This is a genomic window from Caballeronia sp. AZ1_KS37 (genome assembly GCF_023631165.1).
GTDB lineage: Bacteria > Pseudomonadota > Gammaproteobacteria > Burkholderiales > Burkholderiaceae > Caballeronia > Caballeronia zhejiangensis.
In genome coordinates, this window is record NZ_JALQDP010000035.1 from 69,227 (window position 1) to 93,121 (window position 23,895).

Annotated in this window: 23 protein-coding genes, 3 pseudogenes and 1 riboswitch; of the genes and pseudogenes, 8 read left to right on the top strand and 18 right to left on the bottom strand. The window is 61.7% G+C overall.

The genetic code is table 11. The features are described 5' to 3' along the window. Nucleotides 1-13 precede the first annotated feature (13 nt). From NCS00_RS23425 to NCS00_RS23485, 13 genes and pseudogenes are all read right to left on the bottom strand, one after another. Nucleotides 14-1,363, bottom strand: coding sequence for an MFS transporter (locus tag NCS00_RS23425; RefSeq protein WP_034472432.1), 1,350 nt, complete (start codon nt 1,361-1,363; stop codon nt 14-16). Nucleotides 1,364-1,437: 74 nt separating this feature from the next. Further along, entirely contained in the window at nt 1,438-2,739 is a 1,302-nt protein-coding gene (locus NCS00_RS23430; RefSeq protein ID WP_008348615.1) for a gallate dioxygenase, read from the bottom strand. Nucleotides 2,740-3,017: 278 nt separating this feature from the next. After that, nucleotides 3,018-4,007 (bottom strand): dihydroxyacetone kinase subunit DhaK, encoded by a 990-nt coding sequence (gene dhaK, locus NCS00_RS23435; protein WP_250441111.1) that lies wholly within the window; start codon nt 4,005-4,007, stop codon nt 3,018-3,020. Nucleotides 4,008-4,021: 14 nt separating this feature from the next. Next, entirely contained in the window at nt 4,022-4,657 is a 636-nt protein-coding gene (gene dhaL / locus NCS00_RS23440) for a dihydroxyacetone kinase subunit DhaL (RefSeq protein ID WP_008348928.1), read from the bottom strand. Then, the gene (locus NCS00_RS23445) at nt 4,654-5,673 is read right to left on the bottom strand and encodes an ABC transporter ATP-binding protein (protein ID WP_250441112.1); all 1,020 of its coding nucleotides are present in this window, start codon (nt 5,671-5,673) and stop codon (nt 4,654-4,656) included. Before NCS00_RS23445 ends, dhaL begins: the two co-directional genes overlap by 4 nt. Further along, entirely contained in the window at nt 5,666-6,781 is a 1,116-nt protein-coding gene (locus NCS00_RS23450; RefSeq protein WP_250441113.1) for an ABC transporter ATP-binding protein, read from the bottom strand. The genes NCS00_RS23445 and NCS00_RS23450 overlap by 8 nt, the downstream gene beginning before the upstream one ends. Before the next feature lie 3 nt (nt 6,782-6,784). Next, a complete protein-coding gene (locus NCS00_RS23455) occupies nt 6,785-6,979 on the bottom strand; it encodes a hypothetical protein (RefSeq protein ID WP_008348936.1) in 195 nt (64 codons plus the stop codon). Next, a complete protein-coding gene (locus tag NCS00_RS23460; RefSeq protein WP_008348938.1) occupies nt 6,976-7,929 on the bottom strand; it encodes a carbohydrate ABC transporter permease in 954 nt (317 codons plus the stop codon). Before NCS00_RS23460 ends, NCS00_RS23455 begins: the two co-directional genes overlap by 4 nt. Beyond that, the gene (locus tag NCS00_RS23465; RefSeq protein ID WP_008348939.1) at nt 7,926-8,882 is read right to left on the bottom strand and encodes a carbohydrate ABC transporter permease; all 957 of its coding nucleotides are present in this window, start codon (nt 8,880-8,882) and stop codon (nt 7,926-7,928) included. The genes NCS00_RS23460 and NCS00_RS23465 overlap by 4 nt, the downstream gene beginning before the upstream one ends. Before the next feature lie 72 nt (nt 8,883-8,954). Next, on the bottom strand, nt 8,955-10,286 hold the full coding sequence (locus NCS00_RS23470) for an ABC transporter substrate-binding protein (protein WP_175982597.1): 1,332 nt from the start codon (nt 10,284-10,286) through the stop codon (nt 8,955-8,957). Between the two features lie 114 nt (nt 10,287-10,400). After that, the gene (locus NCS00_RS23475) at nt 10,401-11,420 is read right to left on the bottom strand and encodes a LacI family DNA-binding transcriptional regulator (RefSeq protein WP_175982598.1); all 1,020 of its coding nucleotides are present in this window, start codon (nt 11,418-11,420) and stop codon (nt 10,401-10,403) included. 254 nt (nt 11,421-11,674) lie between these two features. Beyond that, the gene (locus NCS00_RS23480) at nt 11,675-12,820 is read right to left on the bottom strand and encodes an alpha-hydroxy-acid oxidizing protein (protein ID WP_250441114.1); all 1,146 of its coding nucleotides are present in this window, start codon (nt 12,818-12,820) and stop codon (nt 11,675-11,677) included. A 157-nt stretch (nt 12,821-12,977) separates the two neighbouring features. Then, nucleotides 12,978-13,223 (bottom strand): annotated as a pseudogene (locus tag NCS00_RS23485) (MFS transporter); the annotation flags it as partial. Between NCS00_RS23485 and NCS00_RS23490 the strand changes: the two are divergent. The 4 genes and pseudogenes from NCS00_RS23490 to NCS00_RS23505 all read left to right on the top strand — a co-directional run. Further along, a pseudogene (locus NCS00_RS23490) lies at nt 13,211-14,476 on the top strand (ABC transporter transmembrane domain-containing protein); the annotation flags it as partial. The pseudogenes NCS00_RS23485 and NCS00_RS23490 overlap by 13 nt on opposite strands. Nucleotides 14,477-14,496: 20 nt before the next feature. Then, a complete protein-coding gene (locus NCS00_RS33530; RefSeq protein WP_250441115.1) occupies nt 14,497-15,255 on the top strand; it encodes a site-specific integrase in 759 nt (252 codons plus the stop codon). A 782-nt stretch (nt 15,256-16,037) separates the two neighbouring features. After that, nucleotides 16,038-16,169, top strand: a pseudogene (locus NCS00_RS33715) (RHS repeat-associated core domain-containing protein); the annotation flags it as partial. A gap of 348 nt (nt 16,170-16,517) precedes the next feature. Continuing rightward, complete coding sequence (locus NCS00_RS23505) at nt 16,518-16,670, top strand: hypothetical protein (protein ID WP_250441116.1); 153 nt, start codon at nt 16,518-16,520, stop codon at nt 16,668-16,670. Between the two features lie 318 nt (nt 16,671-16,988). Here the strand turns inward: NCS00_RS23505 and NCS00_RS23510 are convergent, their stop codons facing one another. After that, the gene (locus NCS00_RS23510; RefSeq protein WP_250441117.1) at nt 16,989-17,171 is read right to left on the bottom strand and encodes a SymE family type I addiction module toxin; all 183 of its coding nucleotides are present in this window, start codon (nt 17,169-17,171) and stop codon (nt 16,989-16,991) included. Nucleotides 17,172-17,917: 746 nt separating this feature from the next. On the opposite strand from NCS00_RS23510, the gene NCS00_RS23515 reads away from it, so the two are divergent. Then, entirely contained in the window at nt 17,918-18,232 is a 315-nt protein-coding gene (locus tag NCS00_RS23515) for a hypothetical protein (RefSeq protein ID WP_250441118.1), read from the top strand. A 16-nt stretch (nt 18,233-18,248) separates the two neighbouring features. Further along, nucleotides 18,249-18,509: a PAAR domain-containing protein gene (locus tag NCS00_RS23520; RefSeq protein WP_250441119.1), complete on the top strand. Its 261-nt coding sequence runs from the start codon at nt 18,249-18,251 to the stop codon at nt 18,507-18,509. Between the two features lie 56 nt (nt 18,510-18,565). On the opposite strand, the gene NCS00_RS23525 is transcribed toward NCS00_RS23520, so the two are convergent. Beyond that, the gene (locus NCS00_RS23525; RefSeq protein WP_250441120.1) at nt 18,566-19,189 is read right to left on the bottom strand and encodes a LysE family translocator; all 624 of its coding nucleotides are present in this window, start codon (nt 19,187-19,189) and stop codon (nt 18,566-18,568) included. Between the two features lie 3 nt (nt 19,190-19,192). Beyond that, a complete protein-coding gene (locus NCS00_RS23530; protein WP_250437057.1) occupies nt 19,193-19,819 on the bottom strand; it encodes an FMN-binding negative transcriptional regulator in 627 nt (208 codons plus the stop codon). Between the two features lie 86 nt (nt 19,820-19,905). Here NCS00_RS23530 and pdxR point away from each other — a divergent pair, with 86 nt between their 5' ends. Further along, complete coding sequence (gene pdxR, locus NCS00_RS23535; protein WP_250441121.1) at nt 19,906-21,363, top strand: MocR-like pyridoxine biosynthesis transcription factor PdxR; 1,458 nt, start codon at nt 19,906-19,908, stop codon at nt 21,361-21,363. Between the two features lie 31 nt (nt 21,364-21,394). Here the strand turns inward: pdxR and alr are convergent, their stop codons facing one another. After that, entirely contained in the window at nt 21,395-22,498 is a 1,104-nt protein-coding gene (alr, locus tag NCS00_RS23540; RefSeq protein WP_250441122.1) for an alanine racemase, read from the bottom strand. Between the two features lie 174 nt (nt 22,499-22,672). On the opposite strand from alr, the gene NCS00_RS23545 reads away from it, so the two are divergent. Next, entirely contained in the window at nt 22,673-23,104 is a 432-nt protein-coding gene (locus NCS00_RS23545; RefSeq protein WP_250437054.1) for a DUF6632 domain-containing protein, read from the top strand. On the opposite strand, the gene mntP is transcribed toward NCS00_RS23545, so the two are convergent. Continuing rightward, a complete protein-coding gene (gene mntP / locus NCS00_RS23550) occupies nt 23,070-23,639 on the bottom strand; it encodes a manganese efflux pump MntP (protein WP_250441123.1) in 570 nt (189 codons plus the stop codon). The two genes, NCS00_RS23545 and mntP, sit on opposite strands and share 35 nt — an antisense overlap. 8 nt (nt 23,640-23,647) lie before the next feature. Continuing rightward, a riboswitch (yybP-ykoY riboswitch) is annotated at nt 23,648-23,814 on the bottom strand. Nucleotides 23,815-23,895: the final 81 nt, after the last annotated feature.

Consider the following 23,895-nt stretch of genomic DNA (forward strand, 5'->3'; position numbering starts at 1 on the left):
CTTACTCCAGGTACTAGTGTGCTGCAGTCGTTTGTGCGTGTGCTTCGTCGGCACGCGTGCGTTGTGCGACGAGAATCGATATTGCCGCGAGCGTCGCGGGCACGGCGAGCATCGCGAGGATCGCGCCGAACTCCCAACCGAGGCCGAGCAACGCGCCGCCGAATGCGGAACCGAAGATGCTGCCGAAGCGGCCCATGCCGAGCATCCAGCTCACGCCGGTTGCACGCGCGACGGTCGGATAACGTCCCGGCGCGAAGGCGTTGAGACCGGTTTGCGCGCCGCTCATGCAAAAGCCCGCTGCGAACACGAGCACCGCGAGCGACGACGACAGCGCGCCGATCCACGCCAGTCCGAGCACGCACACCGCGCCGCCGAGATACGCCGCGCTGATGACGGGCGCCGGACGCGCCTTGTCCATGATCCATCCGACGATGATCGCGCCGATCGTGCCGCCGATCTGGAACATCGCCGTGACGTTCGCCGCTGCGGAAACGGTGAGGCCCGCGTCCTTCATGAGCGTCGGCAGCCAGCCGGTCAGCAGGTAGATCACGAGCAGGCCCATGAAATACGTGACCCACAGCGCTGCCGTCATCAAACCGTAGCCGTGCGAGAACAACACGCCGATGGGCTTCTTCGTCGGCAGCGGAGGCTCGTTCGATACGAACGTTTCGCTACCATCGAAACGCGCGCCGCACACGCGGCCGAGCACCTTGCCGATGCGTTGCGAGGTCGCGCCGCGCACCGCGAGCAGACGCGCGGATTCAGGCAGCAGCCAGATTTGCAGCGGGATCAGCAAGAGCGGCAGCGCGCCGCCGAAGATCAGCACCGAGCGCCAGCCGTGCACCGGAATCAGCCAGCCCGCGACGAAGCCGATCAGCGCGGAGCCGAGATTGAAGCCGGTGAACATGATCGTGATGAGCAGCGCGCGCTTGCGTTGCGGCGCGTATTCGGAGAGCAGCGTCGTCGTGTTGGGCATCGCCGCGCCGAGACCGATGCCGGTCAGTACGCGCAAAAGCGCCATGCTGGAAGGCGAATTCGTGAACGCGGTCGCGATCGTGAAGACGCCGAAGAGGAATACCGAGGTGATCAGAACCCACTTGCGCCCGATGCGATCCGATGCCGGTCCCGCCGCCAGTGCGCCGATCACGAGACCGATGGGCGCCGCGCTCATCACGAGGCCGAACGCGGGCCGCGAGATATGCCAGTCCGCGATGATCGATGGCGCGACGAAGCCCATGATCGCCACGTCCATGCCGTCGGCCGTCACGATGAGAAAGCACAGCGCCACCAGCAGCCACTGGTAGGCGGAAATCGGGCGTTCGTCGATGAAGCCCTTGATGTCGATGGTTTTACCGCTAGTCATGTTTGTCTCCTGTCCCCTGTTGGCCGGAGTCGGTGCTTCTGCGCTTACTCCGGTCCCATGCAACGCGTTCGTGTTTAGCTTCTGGCCTTTTCCGCTTTGTCCCAGTCGAGCTTCTCCGAGCCTTTGCCCGCGACCGAATACAACGCGCCCGGTGCGTTGCGCGTCTTTTGAAACGCTTCGAGCGTTTCGCCGCGCATCGCGGCGTAGATATGCAGATTCGATATGCCCGTCACCGCGCCGAGCTTTTCGAGCATGAAGAAGATCACGCCGTAATGAAGCAGGCCGCGCCAATCGCGCCGGCGAATGAGATCGCGTTCCTGCTCGGAAAGGCCCGCTGCTTCGAAGCTCGCTTCTTCATCGGCCTTGAATGCCTCGCGATGCGCGGGCTCGACCATGCGATGCAGATAATCGTTGATGCGATACGCGCGCACTGCCGTTTCAATCGAGAACGGATACGTGCCTTCGAGCTTCTCGACATCGGTGAGCTGAACGGCCATCTTCTGACGATGACGCTCGACGATCGCGGGCTTGGTCTCGCTGTCCTCGCCTTCGTAGATCGCGGTGGCGATGCCTGCCATCGACGGAAGGTAATAGCTGCGATGCTTGCACACGACGTTCGACGAAAGCGCACCGCGCATCGTCAGCCACATGATGACTTCGGCGCCTTCGTAGCCGCCGAGCGCCGCATATTCCGCGATGGTCATGTTCGCGAGCTGCTCGGGATCGCGCTCGAAGAGATCGAGGAAGCGCGCGTCCCATTCGGTGTTGTTGAAGCCCGAGCGCTCGCCGTGAACCTGATGCGAAAGACCGCCCGTCGCGAGAATCGCGACCTTGATGTCTTCCGGATAACTTTCGATCGCGCGGCGCAGCGCCTGCCCGAGCTTGTAGAAGCGGCGCGCGCTCGGCACGGGCAATTGCAGCACGCCCATCTGCAGCGGCACGAGCTTGACCGGCCATTCGGGCTTGTGCGGGCACAGCATCGAAAGCGGCGAGAAGCAGCCGTGATCGAGCGCCTTGTTCTGGAAGAACGACATGTCGAATTCATCGGTCATCAGCGAAGTGCCGATGTGCGCGGCGAGTGCGGGATGACCTTTGATCGGCGGCAGATCGCGCGCGCCGCCGCCTTCGTCCGCGACGCGCCATTCGGGACCGACGCCCAGCGCGAAGGCCGAATAGTGATCGAAAAAGAACGACGTGACGTGGTCGTTGTAGATCGTGACGATGACGTCGGGCTGCTTTTCCGCGAGCCAGTTCGCGAGCGGCGCGAAGTTCTCGAAGATCGGCGCCCAGACGGGATCGTCGCGCTTGTTCTTGTCGAACGCGAAACCGATGGTCGGCGTGTGCGAGGCGGCGATGCCTCCGATGATCCGTGCCATGTGCGCTACTCCTTCAGAATGCGTGGCCGAGCGGGCTTGCTTTAGGGAAACTGAAGCCGAAGGGTAGCGAGGAAGGAGGCAGGCAGGGTACTACGCGTAAACCAGAACTTTGCCTTTACGCATGGGGTTTTAGAGGCGCGGAAGGCCGCTGGGACGCGGCGCGCGGCGAAGCGCGCAAGGGCCGCGTCGCCGATATGCCGATAAACAAAACTGATGGCTCGTGAAAGAGGACGCAATTCCGGCCGAGCGACCGGACGATTGCAAACGTTCCGGCGAATCTACATTCCCCACCTGAGCGATGGCGTATGCACGGGGCTGTCCCAATGCCGCTTCATTTCATCGTCCAGCACGCACAAGGTGATCGACGCACCGGCCATTTCCAGCGACGTCGTGAGCGATCCGACCTGCACGCGCGTGACCGCGAGACCGCGCTGCTGCAGCCACGAGCGTGTGGAATTGAACAGCAGATACAGTTCGCCGAGCGGCGTGCCGCCCAGCCCATTGATCAAGACCAGCAGCTCCGAGCCGTTCCCCGGTTTCAGATCGGCGACGATCGCCGTCAGCAGCTCTGCCGCGATCGCGTCGGCGGCGGCAAAGCGCGTTCGCCGCCGCCCTGGCTCGCCATGAATGCCGACGCCGACCTCCATTTCATCGTCGCCGATCTTGAACGTCAGCGTGCCCGCTGCGGGCACGGTGCAACTCGAAAACGCGACGCCCATCGACGCCGTATGCTTGTTGATCCGGTCGCCGAACGCCTTGCATTGTTCGAGATCGGCGCCGCTCTCGGCGAGACTGCCCACCAGCTTCTCGACGATCACCGCCCCCGCCACGCCCCGCCGGCCCGTCGTATAACTGGAGTTTTCGACCGCGACATCGTCGTTGATCAGCACCATCGCATTCGCCAACTCCGACATTTCGGATGCCATTTCGAAGTTCATCAGATCGCCGGAATAGTTCTTCACGATGAAGAGCGTGCCCGCGCCCGTATCGACGGCCTTGGCGGCTGCCATCATCTGATCGGGCGTCGGCGAAGTAAACACCTGGCCAGGGCACGCGGCGTCCAGCATTCCGTACCCGACGAAGCCGCTATGCAAGGGCTCGTGTCCCGATCCGCCGCCCGAGACCAGCGCGACCTTGCCCGGCTTCAACGTCTTGCGCCGCACGAACACAGGTTCGTGATTGAGCACGACGAGATCGTCATGCGCGGCGGCGAATCCGGCAAGGCTCTCAGTCAGAAAGTCGTCGACATGGTTGATGAACTTTTTCATGGCCTGCGCTCCTTTCACTCTCTGTATTGCGCGAGCCGCGCGCATACCGCACCGATCATCAACTGGCTCGACCGTGCGCCGGGATCGATGTGCCCGCGCGCGCGCTCGCCGAGAAACGACGCGCGCCCCTTGGTCGCGAGCATGTCGCGCGTCGCGAGCATGCCTTCTTCAGCCGTCCGCGGCAGCGCATCGAGCACGGCTTCGCGCGGCGCACTGCGCTCGGCCAGTTCCATGAAGCGCGATGCGACAGGGATAAGCACGTCCATCATCGTCTTGCTGCCGGTGCCTGCCTTGCCGCGCTGGGCAACGGCATCGACGCCCGCGGCGAAGATCCGCGCCGCGTCCGCCACACTCAGGGTGTCCGCGTTCTGCGCGGCCTTCGCCATGCCATGCAGCAACGAAAAGAACAGCGGCCCCGACGAACCGCCCACCGTCGACAGCAATTTGGAGGCGGCCTGGTCCAGCGCGGGCGCAAACGCCTCGGCCTCGATAGCGGCGCGCATCGCAAACAGCGCATCCATGCCCCGCAACAGGTTGAAGATATGATCGCCGTCGCCAATCTGCTGATCGAGCGCGGCGATCTCGTCCGTATGTTCCTTGAGCGTCGCGTGCGCGGCTTCAATGCACGCCATGACCGTTTTCCCGTTCATGCCGGAATCCTCCTGCCGTCGGAGCGGAAATAGAGAAGACTGCGCAGAGGTAGCGACACGCCGACTGTCTGCCCCGGCGTGAAATTGCGCTCGGTCATGGTTGTCGCGACGATGGCGGTGCCGTCGCGCTCCATGATCAACAGATGCCGCAGCGGAGAATATTCGAGCACGCGAAGATTGAGCCCGTCGCGCGTATCGTGCGCGTGCAGCACGATGTCTTCAGGACGGATCGCGACCGTCGAGGTGCCTGCGGGCATCGTGGCAGGATCGAACAACACGGGCGGCAGCAAGTTGATGGGCGGTGAGCCGAGACGTTGCGCGGCGCCTAGCGAAGCCGGATTGCCATATACGTCGCGCGGCGCGCCCACCTGCACGATGCGCCCGTGTTCGAGAATGCCGATGCGGTCCGCGAGCGTGGTCGCTTCGACCTGATCGTGCGTCACGTAGATGATCGTGGCGCCGATCGTGCGATGCAGCCGCTTCAGTTCTATCCGCAGTTCCTCGCGCAACTTCGCGTCGAGCGACGACAGCGGCTCGTCCATCAGAAACACCTTGGGCTGACGCACGAGCGCGCGTCCGATGGCCACGCGCTGCATCTCGCCGCCCGACAGACGCGTCGCCAGATTGCCGAGCTTCGACTCGATATGCAACATCTGCGCGACCGACTGCACGCGCGCGGTGACTTCCGCCTCGCTCACGCGCCGCCGCGGGGAGCGCAGCGGAAACGCCAGGTTGCCGAACACCGTCAGATGCGGATACAGCGAATACTGCTGAAAGATGAAGGCGACGTCGCGGTCCGCCGGATGCATGTCCGTCGCGGCGGCGCCGTCGATGAATATCTCGCCATCGTCGGGCCGCTCGAGACCTGCGATGAGCCGCAACGTAGTGGTCTTGCCCGCGCCGCTCGGACCGAGCAACACGACGAACTCGCCCTCCTTCACGTCGAGCGACACATCATCTACCGCGACGATATCGCCGAATCGCTTCGTCACGCCATGCAAGCGAATTTCAGACATAAGCGCCTCCGTTGCCGCTTCCGTTGACGGCCATCTGCCGCGCGGCGCCGGGCAGCAGCTTGCCGCTCGATGCGTCGTAGAGGAGCGTGCGCTCCTTGGCGAACGACATCCCGACCTGCGACCCCGCCACCAGTCCTTCGTCCTTGCCGACCCGCACGCGCATCACGCCGAGTGCCGTTTCGACGACGAGAATCTGATGCGAGCCGAGATATTCATCCGCGATCACGCGTCCACGCAACGCACCGCGCTCGTCGATCACGACATGCTCTGGCCGCACGCCGAGCAGCGCTTTCGCCGCGGACGTAGCCGTGCGCGGCACGGACACGGCGACGCCGGAGAGCGAGACCGATTCCGCGCCCGCTTCGACGCCGCCATCCACCGCCAGGAAATTCATCGGCGGGCTGCCGATGAAGCTGCCGACAAACACGGTCGCTGGAAAGTGATAGACCTCATGCGGCGACGCCGATTGCAGCACCTCGCCGCCGCTCATCACGACGATGTCGTCGGCCATCGCCATCGCTTCGCGCTGGTCGTGCGTCACGTAGACCGTCGTCGCGTTGAGCGCGTTATGCAGCTTGCGCAACTCGAGGCACATCAGTTCGCGGAAATCCGCATCGAGCGTGCCGAGCGGCTCGTCCATCAGGAAAGCCTTCGGGTGCCGGACGATCGCGCGGCCCAGGGCGACGCGTTGCCGATCGCCGCCCGACAGCCCGCCCGTCTTTCGGTCGAGCAGACTTTCGATGCGAAGCATATGCGCGGCCGCATCGACGCGCGCGGCAATCTCGCGGCGCGCAATACCCTCGTTCTTCAGCGGAAAAGCGATGTTGTTACGTACCGTCATATGCGGATACAGCGCGAACATCTGGAACACGAATGCAATATCGCGCTGACGCGCACGCAGCCCCGTGACATCTTCGCCGTCGATCAGAATCTGGCCCGAAGTCGGCAGTTCAAGCCCGGCGATCATGCGCAACGTCGTCGTCTTGCCGCAACCGGAGGGTCCGAGCAGCACCACGAAGCGGCCGTTGCTCACGGTGAGATTCGTATCCTGCACGGCAGTGAAGTCACCGAAGCGCTTATGAAGGTTGGATAGAACGATCGTCGACATGGCTCACTCCGGGAAGTGACTCGTCACGACGAATGCCAGCGCACCCGCCAGAATCACAGGGAACGACCAGGTGTAGAGATCGACCGTGAACGGCTGGACGAGCATCGCAATGCCGAGGCCGATCAGCACGGTCGATGCGCCCTCGCCGTAGCGCCTGCGGAACAGACGGCGGCGCGGCATGACGGGCTGGGCTTTCATTTGCGTACCGCTCCGAAGGTGATCCCGCGCAACAGATGCTTGCGCAGCACAACGGTGAAGATCAGGATGGGCAGCACGAACAGCGTCGTCGCGGCCGCGACCGCTGGCCAGTCCTGCCCGCCCTCGCCGATGATGAACGGAATGAACGGCGGCATCGTCTGCGCGTCGCCGCTCGTCAGCAGCAATGCGAACGCGTACTCGTTCCACGCAAAGATCAGACAGAAGATCGCCGTCGCAGCAATGCCGGTGATCGCCTGCGGCAGCACGACCTTCACGAAGGCCTGCAACCGCGTGTATCCGTCGACAAGCGCCGCTTCCTCATATTCGCGAGGGATTTCGTCGATGAATCCTTTGAGTAGCCACACCGCCAGCGACACGTTCACGGCCGTATAGAGCACGATCATGCCGAGGTAGCTGTCGGCGAGGCCGAGCGTGCGATACATGAGATAGATGGGAATCGCCACTGCGATGGGCGGCATCATTCGCGTGGACAGTATGAAGAACAGCAGATCGTCGGCGAGCGGCACCTTGAAGCGCGAAAACGCATAGGCGGCCAACGTGCCGAGAAACACCGCAAGAAAGGTCGAGCCGAACCCGATCACGAGCGAATTGACGAAGCGCGGCAGGACCTTCGACGGCCCTGCAATCACCATGTTGCGCTTTCGGACATCGCGGTCGTACCAGGTCTCTGCGGGCGGCAAACTCGCGATGAACTCCGGCGTCTGCCGCGAGCGGATCGTGAAAAGATTCACGTAACCTTCCATCGACGGATGAAACACGACGACGGGCGGATACGCGATCGCATCCTCCTGCGTCTTGAAGCTCGTCATGATGATCCAGACGATCGGCAGCGTCGCGATGAGCGCATACGCGATCACGACGACTGCGGCAAACGTCTTGCTGCGCGGCGATGCAGCCACCACCGACTGTTGAAGGGCGAGGTCTGTCATCGCTGTTTCACCCGGTTGAGCGCCTTCACATAGATGTTCGCCGCACCGAACACGACAACGAACAGAATGATCGCGAGCGCGGACGAATAACCCGTCCTCCACTTCTCGAAGGCTGCGCGCTTGAGCGTGATCGACACGGTTTCCGTCACGGAGCCCGGCCCGCCCGATGTCAGCAGATTCACCATGTCGAACATCTTGAAGTTCTCGATCCCGCGAAAAAGGATCGCGAGCATCAGGAACGGCAGCGTCATCGGCAGTGTGATCGACCAGAACTGACGCCATGGCGAAGCGCGATCGACTTCGGCCGCTTCATAGATGTAGTCCGGAATCGAACGCAATCCCGCCAGGCAGATCAGCATCACGTAGGGCGTCCACATCCATGCATCGACCATGACGATCGTCCACGGTGCGAGCGGCACATCGCCGATCATCTGGAACGAGTTCGGCGGAATGCCCGTGAAAAAGCCGACGATGTCGTTGAAAAGACCCGTTTGCGGTTGCAGCAAAAAGGTCCAGAAGTTGCCGACGACAGCGGGCGAAAGCATCATCGGCAGCAGAATCAGCGTGGTCCAGAAACTATGGCCGCGAAACTGCCGGTTGATCAGCAGTGCGAGCCCGAAGCCGAGCAGCACTTCGAGTCCGACCGACCAGAAAACGAAGCGCGCCGTCACCTGCATCGCGTACCAGATGTCTTCGTCGGTGAGTATGTCCGTGTAATTGTCGATGCCGACATTGCGCGCGGGCACGCTCGGCATATTCGACTTGAAGTTCGTGAATGAGAGCCGCAATGCCCAGATCAACGGAAAGATGTTGATGGCGAGCAGCAGCACGATAGTCGGAAGAATGAACAGCCACGCGATGGTTCGGTCAGACAGTCCGCGCAAGCGCGCGGCCGCGCGCGTCTGCGCTTTGGTCTGCAACCCTTCCGGAGGAAAAGGCTTGTTTGCCAACATGCCTGACTCCTTGTTGTCGCGGACCGGCGAGATCGATCGGCTCGCCGGCCCGCGCGTTCATGTGCGGTAACGCTAGTTCTTCCCTTCCGCCTTGAATACTTTGTTCCAGTCCTTGACGAGCAGATCGAGCGCTTCTTTCGCCGTGCCCTTATCCGCAACCACATAGTCGTGCACGCGCTTTTGCATGTCGAGCAACAACTCGGCATAAGTAGGCTCGGCCCAGAAGTCTTTCACTATCGACATCGACTTCAGGAATGCAGGCGCAAATGGCGCGCTCTTCGGAAAGTCCGGCGCGTCCACCACCGACTTCGCCGCGGAGTAGCCGCCGAGTTGCCACCACTTCTTCTGCACATCGGCTTGTGCGAACCACTTGATGTATTCGAGCGCGTCGGCCTTGTGATCCGAGTACGACACGACGGATATGCCTTGACCGCCAAGCTGCGTGAACTGTTTCGTTTCCTTCGGATTGACGAAGAAGCCGATCTTGTCGCCGCCGACATTCGGATCCTTGTACAGGCCGGGGAAGAAGGCGAACCAGTTCATCTGCATCGCGACCTGCCCCGACTTGAACGCATCGAGCCCTTCCTGCATGTAGGCGTTCGTCATGCCGGGCGCCGTGCAGCACTTGTAAAGCGCCTTATAGAATTCGAGTCCCTTTATCGCGCCTGGCGAATTCACGAAGCCCTCCAGGTGATACGGCTTCTTCGGGTCCTGGTATTCGAAGCCGAAGTTATAGAGCATGTTGGTCACGCCCATTGTGATCCCTTCCGAGCCGCGCTCCGTGAAGATATACACGCCATACACGGTTTTGCCGTCGATCTTTCGTCCCTGAAAGAACTCGGCTGTCTGCTTGAGTTCGTCCATTGTCGTGGGCGGCTCGAGTTCGCGCTTGTACTTTTGCTTGAACTCCGCGCGCAGTTCGGGCCGCGCAAACCAGTCTTTGCGGTAGGTCCAGCCCACGGCGTCCGCCATCGCGGGCAGCGCCCAGTAATTCGGCGTGTTCTTCGGCCACTCTGCGTAGCCGACGACGGTCGCCGGCACGAAGTCGTCCATCGAGATTTTGTTCTTGTCGAAGAAATCATTGAGCTTGACGTAGTGTCCATTGACCGCGGCACCGCCAATCCACTGACTATCTCCGATGATGAGATCGCACAGCTTTCCATGCGAATTCAGTTCGTTGAGGAAGCGGTCCGCATAACTCGTCCACGGCACGAACTCGAACTTCATTGCAATGCCGGTTTTCGCCGTGAAGTCTTTCGATAATTCGACGAGCGCATTGGCGGGGTCCCATGCGGCCCAACATAGCGTCAACTGCTTGCCCTGCGCATGCGCCGCCGATCCGAAGCTCAGTCCCAGCGACGCGACGAGCGCCGCTAATACCCTTGATGACGTAAGACGTAACATGTGTCTTCTCCTTGTCTCTGTCGGGTCTCAAACTGATGACAGACAGCGCCCATGCGCCGGACGCTGCATATGAGCTCTGGCGGACCGAAGCTAACTGTCCGCGTGTCGCGAGCTTCAGGCATGCGCATTCTCACGAAGATAGATACGGGTTTCGGGCGTCGGGATGGAAGGCACGCCGCGCACGTCGTTCAGGAAGTTGAGAGCGGCGAGACCGGCCCAATGGACAATGCCGCGCACGTCCTGATCGAGGATCACGTCGATCGCCCGCTCCGACAGCAGCGCCCGCGTATCGGCCGTGCACTCGTGGCCGATCAGTACGACGCGCGCCTTGTCGCCCGATTCCTGCAGCGTCGACGCGATGCCGGAAATGCCGCCGCACGTCACATACACGCCGACCAGATCCGGATGTCCCGCCGTCAGTCCTTGCACGGCGAGTCCGGCGCTGTCGTCGTCTTCGGCGAAATCGGGCTCCGTGAGCCAGCGCAGGTTGCGAAAGTCCTCTTCGAGCACCTGGGAAAAACCCGTCCGGCGCTCGAGCTGATCGTGCAGACGCGACGACGCCGACAGCACGGCGACCGTGCCGATGCGCGAACCGACGAAGCGGCCCATCAGCAGACCCGCCGTTCGTCCGGCCATGCGGTTATCGACACCCACGTACGTGGCGCGCGCACTCGACGGCAAATCTGAAAAGACCGTAACGACGGGCACGTTGGCATCCATCATGTCCTGAATCATCCGCTCGACCCATGGGTAATCGAGCGGCACGAGCACGAGCGCGTCGTAGTCGATCAATTGCTGTGCGAGTGAGATCGCGTCGCGCTGGCTGGACAGGTCGCAACGGTAAAACGACGAGACAAGACGATGCTCGCGAAAGAAGCTGGCGGACAGCGCGATATCGCGTTCGACTTGATCGAGAAAGCGGGAATTGATTTGCGGTAAGACGAAGGCGACCCGGAACGATGTGGTTTTCGCAGGCCTGCCGCGGCTTGCGCGTTCGTCGCGCAGCGTGGCCAGCGCGAGATGTACACGTTCGGCCGTTTCGGGGCGCACCCCCTGGTCTTCGCGCAGCACACGATCGACCGTTGCCACGCTCACCCCGGCGCGGCGCGCAATCATCATACGTGTAGCTGGCATGGGTCTCCTCCGGTGCCAGGCGAAGAATCGTTTTATGAACTCAAGATAGTTTTCTGCGCGGAGAATGCAAGCTTTTTTCACGCGTTAAATGCATCATTTTTGCCAGCATGCACCGTTGGATTTTTTCTCTATGTGCTTAATGTCGGCGCTTGCCTCGGCGTTGGATTCGCATCTGTGTGCCGATCAGAACGGATCTGTCATTAGTCATCCTTATAACGTCAAGAAAAGGGTGAACCGATGGCTGCCCCCCTCCGCTACAAAGGCCGCCGAGCGACACAACTCCGATTGACTTCCATTATCGAACTGGACCCGATGAGGGCGAGGGTCCGGTCGATTTCCTCTTTGATCATCGCGATGACATCGGACACACCGGCCTCGCCTTTCGCGGAGAGCCCGTACAAAGTGGCGCGCCCAAGCATCACGGCCGTCGCGCCCAATGCGACCGCCTTCACCACATCGGCCCCTCTTCGGATACCACTGTCCAGAATGAGATCGGTGGTCGGCGTCGCATCGGAGATGCCCGGCAATGCATCGATCGGCGCAGGAAGATCCGCGAGCTGTCGTCCGCCATGATTCGAGACTATGACACCGTCGGCGCCGATTTCCACGCATCGCGCGGCATCTTCAGCCGTCACGACCCCCTTGACGAGCAGCTTTCCGGGCCAGTCGTCGCGCAAGCGACGGAGGTCGTCCCAGCTAAAGCTCGCGTCCATTTCCCGCCGCAGCACCGCAGCCTGGGAGGCGGTATCAGAAGCGTCATCGGTCGCGAAGTTCTTCAACTGCGGCATACCATTCGTCAGGTAGGACCACAGCCAACGGGGATGCGAAATGCCATCGAGAGCGCCTCGTGGAGTGACTTTGAATGGCATAGCAAACCCGTTTCGCAGATCGCGCTGCCGGAATCCATTTACCGCGACGTCCGTGGTCAGGATCAACGTCGAATAACGAGCCTCTCGCGCTCTCGAGACCAAGCTCTTCGCCACATTCCGGTGTACTACGTATAACTGGAACCACAAGTCTCCGTCCGCTCCCCTTGATACCTCCTCGATCGACATGTTCGACGCGGTAGAGAGTGCGAACGGGATTCCAGCCTTGCTTGCAGCGCGTGCAAGCGCAAGATCTCCGTCGGGCCAGAACGCACTATTCAGACCTGTCGGCGCGATCACGAGCGGCGACGAAATTTGTCTCCCCAGAAGCTCGGTAGACTGCACACGCTCGCTCACATCGACAAGACGCCGGGGACGCAATTCCCACTTGTCAAAGGCGGCACGATTGTGCGTCAGGCCGGACTCGTCGTCGGCCCCGCCTTCGAGATAGTCGAATACCATCCTCGGCAACCGACGCCGAGCCGCGGAACGATAGTCACCGACGGAGAAGATATGGGGAAACGCTCTTGCCATGATTGTGTCTTGCTTGACCGAACTGGAAACGTGGGGAAGAAAGCAATTTCTTGGCGTGTGTCACGGGCCGTCGAGCGACGACAGAGGAAGACCAACCGCAGTTGCGACTGGCAGACGGAGCGAGAAAGCGCCGCTCATGCCAGCCGCCGACCTCGCGCTACTCAGTGACGACTTGCGTGACCAGCCGCTTCTGACGAAGCGCCGGGATATGGTTTCTGACCTGCGACAGCGAGATCAGTACCAACAGCATGGCGACCCCGAGCATCGCGAGATAGAGGGACGCTCCGCCCACGGTGATGACGACGGCGCCGGCGAATGCGCTGAGGATCGCACCGAGTCGTCCAAACGCGAGCGCCGAAGCGAGGCCGGTTGCTCTCACGCGAGTCGGATACCTTCGCAAGCATTTTCGTTTTTGGCGCGTTGAGCGAATACGTGCAGAAGTACCTCACCGAATTGATCTTCAATCTGGTCCAAATCAACTCGACGGAAGGACTCATCGGGCATCTTCTGCGCAATCCGATGCCATGGTTCGAGAAGCGGCACGTCGGCGATGTATTCGCGCGCGTGAAGGCGCAGGACGAGATCACCGGCTACGCGACGCGCTCCATCGTCTCGTTGTGCATCGACGTGGCGGTAGGAACGCTCGCGCTCATACTCATGCTGATCCAAAGCCGGCAACTGACGCTCATTGCACTCGTGGTATTCGCCGCGTACGTGGCGCTGGCGTTGAGCATGTATCCCGCGATGCGCGACAATCACGCGCTGGTCACGGAAACGTCGGCCCGTTGCGATGACGCGCTTATCGAGACCATCCGCGCGGCGTCGCTGCTCAAGCTTGCACAGGGCGAGACTCGACGCACGTCGATCTACATGACGATCTTCAAGGCGTATGCCGTGGCAGCGCTCGCGAAGAGCCGATTGAACTGCACGCGCGACAGCCTGCTCAAACTCGTCAACTACGCGGACACGGTGGTTATCACATACATGGCGGCACGGCTCATGCTCGGCGGCGTCGTTTCGGTCGGCGTGTTCTATTCGTTCCTGATCTACAAGTCGTTGATGTCGGAGCGTTTTGCCAACGCCATCAACGCGATGTTTCAGTACTTCATGTTGAGCGTGCCGGTCGCGCGGGTCGACGATATCGTCGAAGCACAGACTGAAACTTACACGCCATTGAGCGCGAGCGAACGGGCGACGGAGATACGCGATTTCTCGAGTATCGAAATGCGCAACGTGACGTTCAGCTACGGCGTATCCGATAAACCCGTGCTGGCCGATCTCAATCTTTCGATTCGCAAAGGCGACAAGATCGTCATCACCGGTCCTTCGGGGAGCGGCAAGTCCACGGTATTCAAGCTCTTATCGGCGGCCGAGCCGCTGCGGGAAGGGCATATCGAACTCAACGGAATCGCGTGGCCGAATCTTGCCGTCGATGAAATTCGGCGCCACATGGCTCATATGCGCCAGGGCGACATCATCCTTCACGGCTCGATTGCCGACAATATCACCTTGTTTGCGGCGAATCCCGACGACGACCGCATACACAGGCTGCTTTCCGACGTGGGCCTTCTCGACGATGTCATGCGTCTGCCGATGCGCACGCGAACCGTCATCAGCGACACGATTGCCAACATCTCTGCGGGGCAGCCGCGCCGGCGTTGGAGATCGCGTGTGAGGTGAGCGAAGCGGAGATCGTGTTTGCGTTGGGCGCGGTGCGTTATCGGGTGCGCGGATTCGATGCGAAAGCGGCGGGCGTGCTGAAGGTGACGCTCTCGGATATCGAGGCGGCGAACCGGATCGTGCATGAGGTGTTGGGGCGCAGTCTGGACGAGCTGCCGCCGGTGACGCGGCGCGTCTTGGATCAGATCGTTGAGGCGGTGAAGGCCAGTCCGTTGCCGCGCGAGTCGGTGAGGTTTAGCAGGCGTGAGGTTCGGTCGTGGACGCTCGATAACGCGCTGATGATCTATGTGCGCTTGTATGTGGAATGGCTGGAGGCGACGGGTCGCACGGAACAAACGGTAAAAGGCCGCGCGGTGCGGCTTGAGCGGTTCGTTGGATGGTGCGAGGTGCGCGGTCTGAGTCAGCCCGAAGAGATCACGCGGGCGGTGCTGGAGGCGTATCAACGGTATCTGTACCTGTATCGGAAGAAGGATGGCAAGCCGCTGTCGATCCGCACGCAGGAGACGATGCTCACGCCGCTGCGCGGGTGGTGCAAGTGGCTGGCACGCGAGCGGTACGTGCAGTACAACGCGGCCTCCGAGCTGGTGTTGCCGCGTGCGCCGAAGCTGCTGCCGCGCGTGGTGCTGTCGGTGGTGCAGGTGGAGCGGCTGGCGATCGGCAAGCTCAAGGAGATTCACGCGGCCACGCATCCGGCGAAGCTGACCGCTTCTCTCTTAGCTGCCATTGATGCCGAGGCGGACGAGGACGCGCAGTAAAAAGTGAAGGACGAAGAACCGGCGTCATCGACGGGACTGCGTGAGTGATGCGCCGAATAAAAGTGAAGAACGAGAAAGGCGCATCCAGAGAAGAAGAACCGGCGGCGTCGACGCGGTGTCGTGAGTGAAGCCAAAGAAGGAAGTGCGGCCCTGCGGGCCGGAGCGCACGAAGGGCCGGGGGTAAATGCGCTGCGCGCATTTAACATAACGCAAAGGCGTATTAGCGCATTCTGGCGGGCTGGTCTAGCAGCAAGGAACGCTTGCCACTGCCCAGCCCGCCAGAATGCGCTAATACGCGCTATGTCTTGCGCCCCCGGCCCTGCCGGGTGCGCGCTGCGCACAAGAATATTCCAGTGGCCGCGTCGCGGCCAAATCTGTTGAGCACGAACAAAACATAGTCAGCGCGCACGCGCGAGTGTGTACAGCCCCGCCGGCGTAGCCTTCGGCCACGCGGGCACCCCCAAGGGGACCAGCGCCGCTCACGCGGCGAAATCAAAAGCAAATCCAAGTCAAAAGCGAGCGGCTAAAGAGGTAGCGGGCGATGCGCCTGCGCAAAAGTGGAGCGTCGGTCTGCGAGCGCCCTGTTCCGCCGCGTCTGCCGTCTGTCGGCGGCCTACGAGCAAGCTCTACTCGGAGAAGTCGCATAGTTCGGTCTACCGATGAGCGGCTAGAATCACGTCTAGGAAAAAAATTCTGTTGGCGAGCGCGCTTCTGGCTGTAGAGGCAAGCCATATAAGGGATAGCGCCCCGCGTGCGCGGGGCGCGTGTCCTGGCGGTTTGTTTACAATCGTTATAGATACTACGATTCGAGTTCGGGCCGCTATATTACGCAAGACCCCATCGGGTTTGCAGGCGGCGTTAATCTGTATCAATATGCGCCCAATCCGATTGGGTGGATCGATCCGCTTGGGTTGACTGCGGCTGGTAGTCTCCATACGTCAGGTACTGCGAGACCACCACTTACAGGTGCGGCACCAAATTCGATTTACACGAAGAGCAACGCGACAGGAACTGTCGCAGTGCAGAATTCGGTCTACGATCACAATGGTGACCTAATTGGGCAAGTGGATTTTAAAAACCACGGTGGATGTGCATGCTTTGGCCATGGCCATTTAATTCATCCGCCAGGCAGTGCGGCGAGTGTGGCTCCGGCGCATGGTCCCGGTGCTCCTCATATTCCACCAGCCGATGTCCCTGCTGAATGGAAGGCAATTCCGCTGGGTATGACACCGGCGACACCTATTGGACAGTAGGAGGCCAAGATGTCTGAAGAAGAATTGAAAAAATTGCTGCATGACTATCACAACTTCGACGATGGTCTTGTAGTGTCGTTTGGTTTCTTTTATCCGGTAGGCGAGCCACCAGCAGCTCAAGCTATTTTTTTACCCGAAGAACCATTCGGCTCCCGGCGATAGATGGGACACCGTTAAAATCGTCGTCAAAGATGTTGCGGAATTCAACGCGCAGTGGAAAGGGAATCAGCCGAACTCGATTTGCACGGGTGTGCACCTGGTGAAGTTCGATGACTTATGGTGCTTGGATGTTGACGGTGTATACGGAGATGTCGAGGATCCGAAATCAATTGAAGAGGTTCGGCGGATTGGTGACTGCTATGTGATTGGTCGTGATATTCACGTGTATATCAAAGATGATAGACAAGTTGACTTATACGCGAACTTGATAACACTCTAATTACGTAAGGAAAAGGGCCACATACGCGGCCTTTTGTGCGTCTACTCGGCGGTAATGGTGAGTCGCCCGTGTTCAACATTGATTCTCACGCGCTGCCCTGCTGCGAACCCGGCCTGCTCGATCCATCGCCCGGCGAGTTTGAGCCGCGGAAAACACGGCAGCTCGGTTCGCTGCCAGTAGGGTTTGGTCGAGCGGCTCTCGCGCTGCGACTGCTGAACGGTCACGAAGCGTTCCGTATCGTGTGGACGTGCTTTAAGATTCGCGAGCTTCGCGGAACTGCGCCATCCGCGCGCCAAGAGCGACGAAAAACGAGCGTGGTGAACCGATGACCGTCAAGACCAAGCCCTTCGGGCGCTGCGCGGCCTTGACGGATTCGGGCGCGGTGGGCGAAGACTTGCGCGAACGTGGCGCATCGGTGTGCTTCGGCCAAGTTCCGCCGCGTCTGCGGTCGGCCTGCGGCCGCCGTCAGCCACTGCGGGTAACGAGCAAGCGTTACTCGGACGAGTCGCATAGTTCGGGCTACCGATGAGCGTCTAGAATCGCGTCTACAAAAAAAATTCTTTCGTGCATGAGCTCGTCGAGCTGGACGGCTTGCTGGATAAGGGACTGCGGCCTGCTCGCGAGGAGTTTGTGTCCAGGCGAAGTCAGACGGGGCTTCATTACAACCGGCATCGGTACGATGATCCGGCGACGGGCAGATTGATATCGAAGGACCTGATTGGCCTTACGGGCGGACTCAACGCCGTTGCCGCCGATCGGGATATTCAAGTCAAGGTAGACGAATCGAATCGTCGCAATCGAAGAATCATCGAAGGCCGCTAGAGAGGCTCGACAATGGAACATGCCAGAAGGACGGAGCGTCCGTAAGATACATGTCTGCCCGGTGGTCTTGCCGTGGGTGAACATGTCGTTAGCGTCGAGCAAAAGCTACGGGCCTTCTTGAGACGACGATGAACAAAGGAGTTGATCGATGGATATTGATCTCAAGAAGGCGTACGAGATTCATGTTGGTCAAGGCATCGACCAGCAAAGGCTACTCGACGCCATCGCCGCTGAACTTGGCGCTCGCGGTATCAGGCGTGATTCCTACCGCTTAGGTGACGACCCGCATATCGGGTTTGGAGAGTTGCGCCTGTCCGAGGAAGATGGTTACTGGGTCGTATGCGTCGACGAGCGAGGCGCCTCGTTCAATCCTTGCATATTCACCAACTATTTCGACGCGGTGAAATTCTTCATCTTCGAATTGTCCGGCGCAAGCGCTGAACCGATCTGGAAAAACCTCTAACCGCACGATAACGAAAATGACCTCAATCGCATGCATAGGCGACGCAACGACCCACGGCGGCCGCATCATCACGGGCTCCGACACGATGGACATCAAGGGCCGCGGGGTCGCGAGAATGGGCGACTTGGTGACATGCCCCGAACACGGCACGAACCCGATCATTCAGTGTTCCGATATGTTGATCGACACGAACGGCAATGGCGTCGCGCTGGATGGGCATCTGACCGCCTGCGGCAGCCGTGTGCTTGCCGTCGAAAGTCACGGCAGTATTGATTAGAAGCCCTCTTCAGGGAAGGTCATGCGAAGAACAGATAATCGCGTGAGGCCGGTTCCCTAATTCGGGATCGCCCTCCGCGCAAACGCGAGATATCCACCCAATGCCAGCATGACGACGCCCGAGGTCCGCGTGAGCATCCTCGCGCGCGCGACGCGTGCGGCGCTCGACTTCAGCAGACGCGAAGCGGCGAGCACCGCGCCCACGTCGACAAGCGTATTAAGCACGACGCAAATGCTCCCGAGCATCGCCAGTTGCGGAATCAGCGCATGCCCCGGCGAAACGAACTGCGGAAGAAAGGCGAGAAAAAACAGCGCCGTCTTGACGTTGAGCGCTTCGACCAGGACGCCTTCGCGAAACGCACGCCGCGCACCGTGCGATGCCACCGGCGCGACGCCGCCCGCTTCGCCTTCGCGAAACAGAAGCCGAACGCCCAGATAAATCAGATACGCCGCGCCGACGTACTTCACGACGCTAAAGAGCGTCGCCGAGCGCGCGATCAACAGGGATAGCCCGAGCGCCGCCGCGGCCACATGGACGAGACCGCCCACCGCCGTGCCGAGACACGACGCCATGCCTTCGGAACGACCACCAGCGACAGTGCGAGCCACGACATACGCGAGGCCCGGACCGGGCGTAATGGCGAGAACGATCGCCGCGATCAGAAAAGCAATAAAAGCCATGAACTAGTCTCCCGCCCGCACCATCACCCGCGCCAGCTCCCCTTTCCCCCGCGCGTCGAGCGCATCCGCGGCGCCGATCCGATCGCGCGTTTCCTTGTTCTGACTCAGCTTCGACTTGCCGACAAGCGACGTCACCGCGATTTCGATGCCCACGATATTCCGCAGCATCCCATCGATGAATTCGCGCTCGGAATCGCCCATCTTCCACGGCTTCGGCTCGTTCGCCTCGTGCCGCCGCGTCAGACGCGCGACGAGACCGCGCACGAACTGCTCGTCGTCGCGCACGGTGAGCACGCCGTGCGCGTGCACGACTTCGTAGTTCCACGTCGGCACTTGCCGATGCGTCTCATGCTTGCTCGGATACCAGTTCGGCGAGACATAACCCTCCGCGCCGCGAAAAATCACCATGACGGGCGTGCCGCCCGGGCAACGCTGCCACACGTCGTTGGCGCGCGCGACGTGCGCCGTCAGCAAGCCATGCTCGCCCTGCGCCGGATCGAACTCGAACGGAATGTGATTGGCGTCGAGACCGGCTGCGTCGTGCGTCACCAGCATTCCGAGCGGATGCGCACGAATGATCCGATGCAACTCTTCAGGGCGAGTCTCGGCGAAATGCGGCGGAATATACATCCTGGATGCCTGATGGAAAGTGGCGGAGCCCCGTCACTATCGCCCGAAACAGGCACAATAAGAAGATCCAGTTTCGAGCAATTTTCATGGTCCAGTTGAAAGACGCCATCGGCACCGGACGGCGCATTTACGATCTGCTGCGCGCCCAGATCGCCGATGGCACCTTGCCCGCCGGCGCTCCCGCACCTTCGACGCGCGCGCTGGCGGCCGATCTCGGCGTCTCGCGCACGACCGTCACGGCAGCGTACGAACAGCTCGCGGCGGAGGGCTTTCTCGTCACGTCGGCGGGACGCGTCGCGCGAGTCGCCACGCCGCCGATGCCGCTCGCGCCGCCGAATCCCGCGCGCGCCGAACGCACCGCGCCCGCGCTTTCCGCCTATGGCCGGCGCGTTTCCACACTGCCGATGCCCGTTCTCGCGCAAGTGACGAAAGGCAGCATCAACTTCCTGTACGGCGCAGTGTCCGCGCGCGACTTTCCTTCGTTGATCTGGAAACGCGCGTATCAGGCCGAACTGCTGCATCAAGCGGACAGCCTCTATTACGTCGCGCCCGAAGGCGACGCGTCGCTCAGGCGCGCGTTGCAGGCGTATCTCGGCCGCGCGCGCGGGCTCGTCTGCGATAGCGATCAGATCGTCGTCGTGAACGGCACGCAGCAGGCGCTCGATCTTTGCGCGCGCCTGCTGCTCGATCCCGGCGACGCCTTCGCATTCGAAGATCCCGGCTATCTGATCGCGCGGCATTGCTTCGAGGCATCGGGCGGCGTGGCGCTGCCGGTGCCCGTCGACGAACACGGTCTCGATACGCGCCGCCTTCCCGCCGATGGACGCGCGCGGCTCGCGTACGTGACGCCATCGCACCAGTTTCCGCTGGGCGGCGTGCTGCCGATCGGCCGCCGTCTCGAATTGCTCGAATGGGCGCAACGGCACGACGCGTGGATCATCGAAGACGACTACGACGGCGAGTTCCGATACGGCCAGCGCCCGATCGACGCCTTGCAATCGATCGATACGAATGGCCGCGTGATCTACATCGGCACGTTTTCGAAGGCGCTTTCGCCGCATCTGCGGCTCGGCTACATGATCCTGCCGCACCATCTGTTGCCGGCGTTCCGTCAGGCGAAGCGGCTCGCGGATCGTCATTCGGCCGTCATCGATCAGCGCGTGCTCGCGGCGCTAATCGAAAGCGGCGCGTATGAGCGTCACGTGCGGCGCGTGCGGCGCGAATACGAACGGCGGCGCGCGGCCTTGCTCGACGCCATCGCCGATCTTCTTCCGAAGCGCGCGCACGCGACGGGCACGGCTGCCGGATTGCACGTCACGCTGTGGCTGCCCTTCATCGACGCGGCGCACGAAGCCGCGCTCGTCGCCGCCGCGCATGCGAAGGGCGTGGGCGTCTATCCGGTGTCGCCGCTTCATGTCGCGCCGTGCGGCGGCACGTCGAACCGGACGGCCGGGCTCATCCTCGGCTATGCGAGCGTGCCGGTCGAGCAGATCCGCAAAGGCATCGAAATCCTCGCCGATGTGATCGCGCATTTTCGAACGTAAGCACTGCCTTCGAGACGCGTCATCGTGAGCGTCATGCCGAATGCGCTTCTGCCCGATTCGAAACGCCCGCGTCGATCGCGACGGGCACGCGCCGCGCGAGCGCGCACATCAACTCGTAGCCGATCGTGCCGGACGGTTCGGCCACTTCATCGACCCGGACGCGTTCGCCCCATAGTTCCACCGGCGATCCGATGCCCGCAGCCGGACACGGCGCGAGATCGACGGTGAGCATGTCCATCGACACGCGTCCGACGATGCGCGTACGCACGCCATCGACGATGACGGGCGTGCCCGTCGGCGCGTGACGCGGATAGCCGTCCGCGTAGCCGCATGCGACCACGCCGATCTTCATCGCGCGATCCGCGGTGAAAGTGCGGCCATAGCCGATCGTCTCGCCCGCCGCGAGCGTCTGCACGCCGATGATGCGGCTCTCGAGCGTCATCGCCGCGCGCAACGGGAAATGCTCGATGTGGCGCGCGCAGCCCGTCGGCGAGGCGCCGTAGAGGATGGTGCCCGGCCGCACCCAGTCGCGATGCGCGCGCGGATGCCACAGCACCGCCGCCGAATTCGACAGCGAGCGCGTGCCGGGAAGATCGCGCGTGGCCGCTTCGAATTCGTCTATCTGCCAGTCGATCGCGCCTTCGTCGGCGTTCGCGAAGTGACTCATCAGGCCGATCGAGCCGATCGCCGCGATATCCGACGCCCTTTTCCAAGCCTCGACGAATTCTCCCGGCCGATAGCCGAGCCGGTTCATGCCCGAGTTCATCTTCAACTGTATGTCGATGCGCTCGTTCGGCCGCGCCGCCTTCAGCAACGCAAGCTGCTCGTCGCAATGCACCGTGACCGTGAGCCGGTGACGATCCGCCGTTTCGACATCGGCGGGCTCGAAAACGCCTTCGAGCAAAAGAATCGGCTTTTTCCAGCCGAGCTCGCGCACGCGCACGGCTTCATCGAGATCGAGCAGCGCGATGCCGTCGGCTTCAGCGAGCGCCGGATAAATGCGCTCGATGCCGTGACCATAAGCATTCGCCTTGATGACGGACCACACGCGCGACGACGGCGCCGTGCGTTTGACAAGTTGAAGATTCTGTCGGATGGCGTCGAGATGGATGCGCGCGGAAATCGGACGTGGCATGACGTGCTGGATTTGTGGTTGAAGGCAGTGGAATGATGAATCGTATCGGCCTAATGGCAGTCGTTGTTATTTTATTTGCGCCGATTTTTGGTGGAAACGCCTGCCGCCATCGATGGCTTTCGCGGTGCGCTTCGCGGTATCTTGTCGCTCATGTCGCGCCGCCAAGGAGCCGCCATGAACGACGCCCGTCGCCTCGCCTGCCTGCGCATCGTGCTCGCCGTCGTCGGGCTGATCGCGCTCTTCGCCTTCTATCCGCTCATGCTGCTCTGGCCTTCTGGATGGGCGTGGGATGCCGGCCACGAAGGCCATTCGGAATACGCGATGATGATCGTCGGCATCTACGCGACGCTCGGCGTTTTCCTGCTGATCGCATCGCGCGAGCCGATGAGGCATCTGAGCCTCATCTGGTTCACGGTGTGGTCGAGCGTCGTGCACGGCGCGATCATGGCCGTGCAGTCGTTCGGCGGCGCGGGGCGCCACCTCGGTCATCTGGCGGGCGACGTGCCCGCGCTTTTCATCGTCGCCGCCGTGCTCGCGATTCTCACGCCGCGCGGCGGCAAGGCGCGCATCCTCAGCCGAGATGGCCGAGATGCTCGGCCAGAATGACGCTGCCGACGCCGATCAGAACCAGCCCGCCGACGATTTCCGCCCGCTTGCCGATCGTCGCGCCGACGAGCCGGCCGACCATCACGCCGACCGTCACCATCAGCATCGTCGCGAAACCGATGGTCGCGGCCGTCGAGAAGATATCGACATCGATGAACGCGAGGCCCGCGCCGACCGCCATCGCGTCGATGCTGGTCGCGAAACCGGTGAGCGCCAACACCCAGAACGAATGCGAATTGGGCTTTTCCGCTTCGTGGCTCACGCTGCTGAAACCTTCGCGGATCATGCGCGCGCCGAGCAGGAAGAGCAGGCCGAACGCGATCCAGTGATCCCACGCGGTGACATACTGCGCGGCCGCCCTGCCGAGCGCCCAGCCGACGAGCGGCGTCAGGGCTTCGATCACGCCAAAGATCACGCCGGTCTTCAACGCTTCCGCGATGCGCGGCTTGTGCAGGGTCGCGCCCTTGCCGACGGCTGCGGCGAACGCGTCGGTGGACATGGCGAAGGCTAGAAAAATTGTGGAGGCGAGATTCATCGAGTAGCGCTCTGGTCGGGCAAGATGGAACGACAGAACGCGCGCCCGACCGGTCGCGAATTCTGTCGATGGTCTTGCCAACCTTTGATGGCTGCTCATGCCACGGCCTGAACGACCGAGCGTGTTGACATGAGCGCTTTCCCTGTGCAGGAAAGCCGGCTACTCCCCAGCGAAGAACCGAGAGCTTAACATGACTTCGCGACCGTTCCACGGCGTTTCGGCTAGTTGCGGCGCGCTCGCGGCGTCACGCCCGGCG

Bases quoted from the DNA above. Each gene is read 5' to 3' on its own strand.
- NCS00_RS23425 (WP_034472432.1), bottom strand. From the start codon at position 1,363: ATGACTAGCGGTAAAACCATCGACATCAAGGGCTTCATCGACGAACGC.
- NCS00_RS23430 (WP_008348615.1), bottom strand. From the start codon at position 2,739: ATGGCACGGATCATCGGAGGCATCGCCGCCTCGCACACGCCGACCATC.
- dhaK (WP_250441111.1), bottom strand. From the start codon at position 4,007: ATGAAAAAGTTCATCAACCATGTCGACGACTTTCTGACTGAGAGCCTT.
- dhaL (WP_008348928.1), bottom strand. From the start codon at position 4,657: ATGAACGGGAAAACGGTCATGGCGTGCATTGAAGCCGCGCACGCGACG.
- NCS00_RS23445 (WP_250441112.1), bottom strand. From the start codon at position 5,673: ATGTCTGAAATTCGCTTGCATGGCGTGACGAAGCGATTCGGCGATATC.
- NCS00_RS23450 (WP_250441113.1), bottom strand. From the start codon at position 6,781: ATGTCGACGATCGTTCTATCCAACCTTCATAAGCGCTTCGGTGACTTC.
- NCS00_RS23455 (WP_008348936.1), bottom strand. From the start codon at position 6,979: ATGAAAGCCCAGCCCGTCATGCCGCGCCGCCGTCTGTTCCGCAGGCGC.
- NCS00_RS23460 (WP_008348938.1), bottom strand. From the start codon at position 7,929: ATGACAGACCTCGCCCTTCAACAGTCGGTGGTGGCTGCATCGCCGCGC.
- NCS00_RS23465 (WP_008348939.1), bottom strand. From the start codon at position 8,882: ATGTTGGCAAACAAGCCTTTTCCTCCGGAAGGGTTGCAGACCAAAGCG.
- NCS00_RS23470 (WP_175982597.1), bottom strand. From the start codon at position 10,286: ATGTTACGTCTTACGTCATCAAGGGTATTAGCGGCGCTCGTCGCGTCG.
- NCS00_RS23475 (WP_175982598.1), bottom strand. From the start codon at position 11,420: ATGCCAGCTACACGTATGATGATTGCGCGCCGCGCCGGGGTGAGCGTG.
- NCS00_RS23480 (WP_250441114.1), bottom strand. From the start codon at position 12,820: ATGGCAAGAGCGTTTCCCCATATCTTCTCCGTCGGTGACTATCGTTCC.
- NCS00_RS23505 (WP_250441116.1), top strand. From the start codon at position 16,518: ATGTCTGAAGAAGAATTGAAAAAATTGCTGCATGACTATCACAACTTC.
- NCS00_RS23515 (WP_250441118.1), top strand. From the start codon at position 17,918: ATGGATATTGATCTCAAGAAGGCGTACGAGATTCATGTTGGTCAAGGC.
- NCS00_RS23520 (WP_250441119.1), top strand. From the start codon at position 18,249: ATGACCTCAATCGCATGCATAGGCGACGCAACGACCCACGGCGGCCGC.
- NCS00_RS23525 (WP_250441120.1), bottom strand. From the start codon at position 19,189: ATGGCTTTTATTGCTTTTCTGATCGCGGCGATCGTTCTCGCCATTACG.
- NCS00_RS23530 (WP_250437057.1), bottom strand. From the start codon at position 19,819: ATGTATATTCCGCCGCATTTCGCCGAGACTCGCCCTGAAGAGTTGCAT.
- pdxR (WP_250441121.1), top strand. From the start codon at position 19,906: ATGGTCCAGTTGAAAGACGCCATCGGCACCGGACGGCGCATTTACGAT.
- alr (WP_250441122.1), bottom strand. From the start codon at position 22,498: ATGCCACGTCCGATTTCCGCGCGCATCCATCTCGACGCCATCCGACAG.
- NCS00_RS23545 (WP_250437054.1), top strand. From the start codon at position 22,673: ATGAACGACGCCCGTCGCCTCGCCTGCCTGCGCATCGTGCTCGCCGTC.
- mntP (WP_250441123.1), bottom strand. From the start codon at position 23,639: ATGAATCTCGCCTCCACAATTTTTCTAGCCTTCGCCATGTCCACCGAC.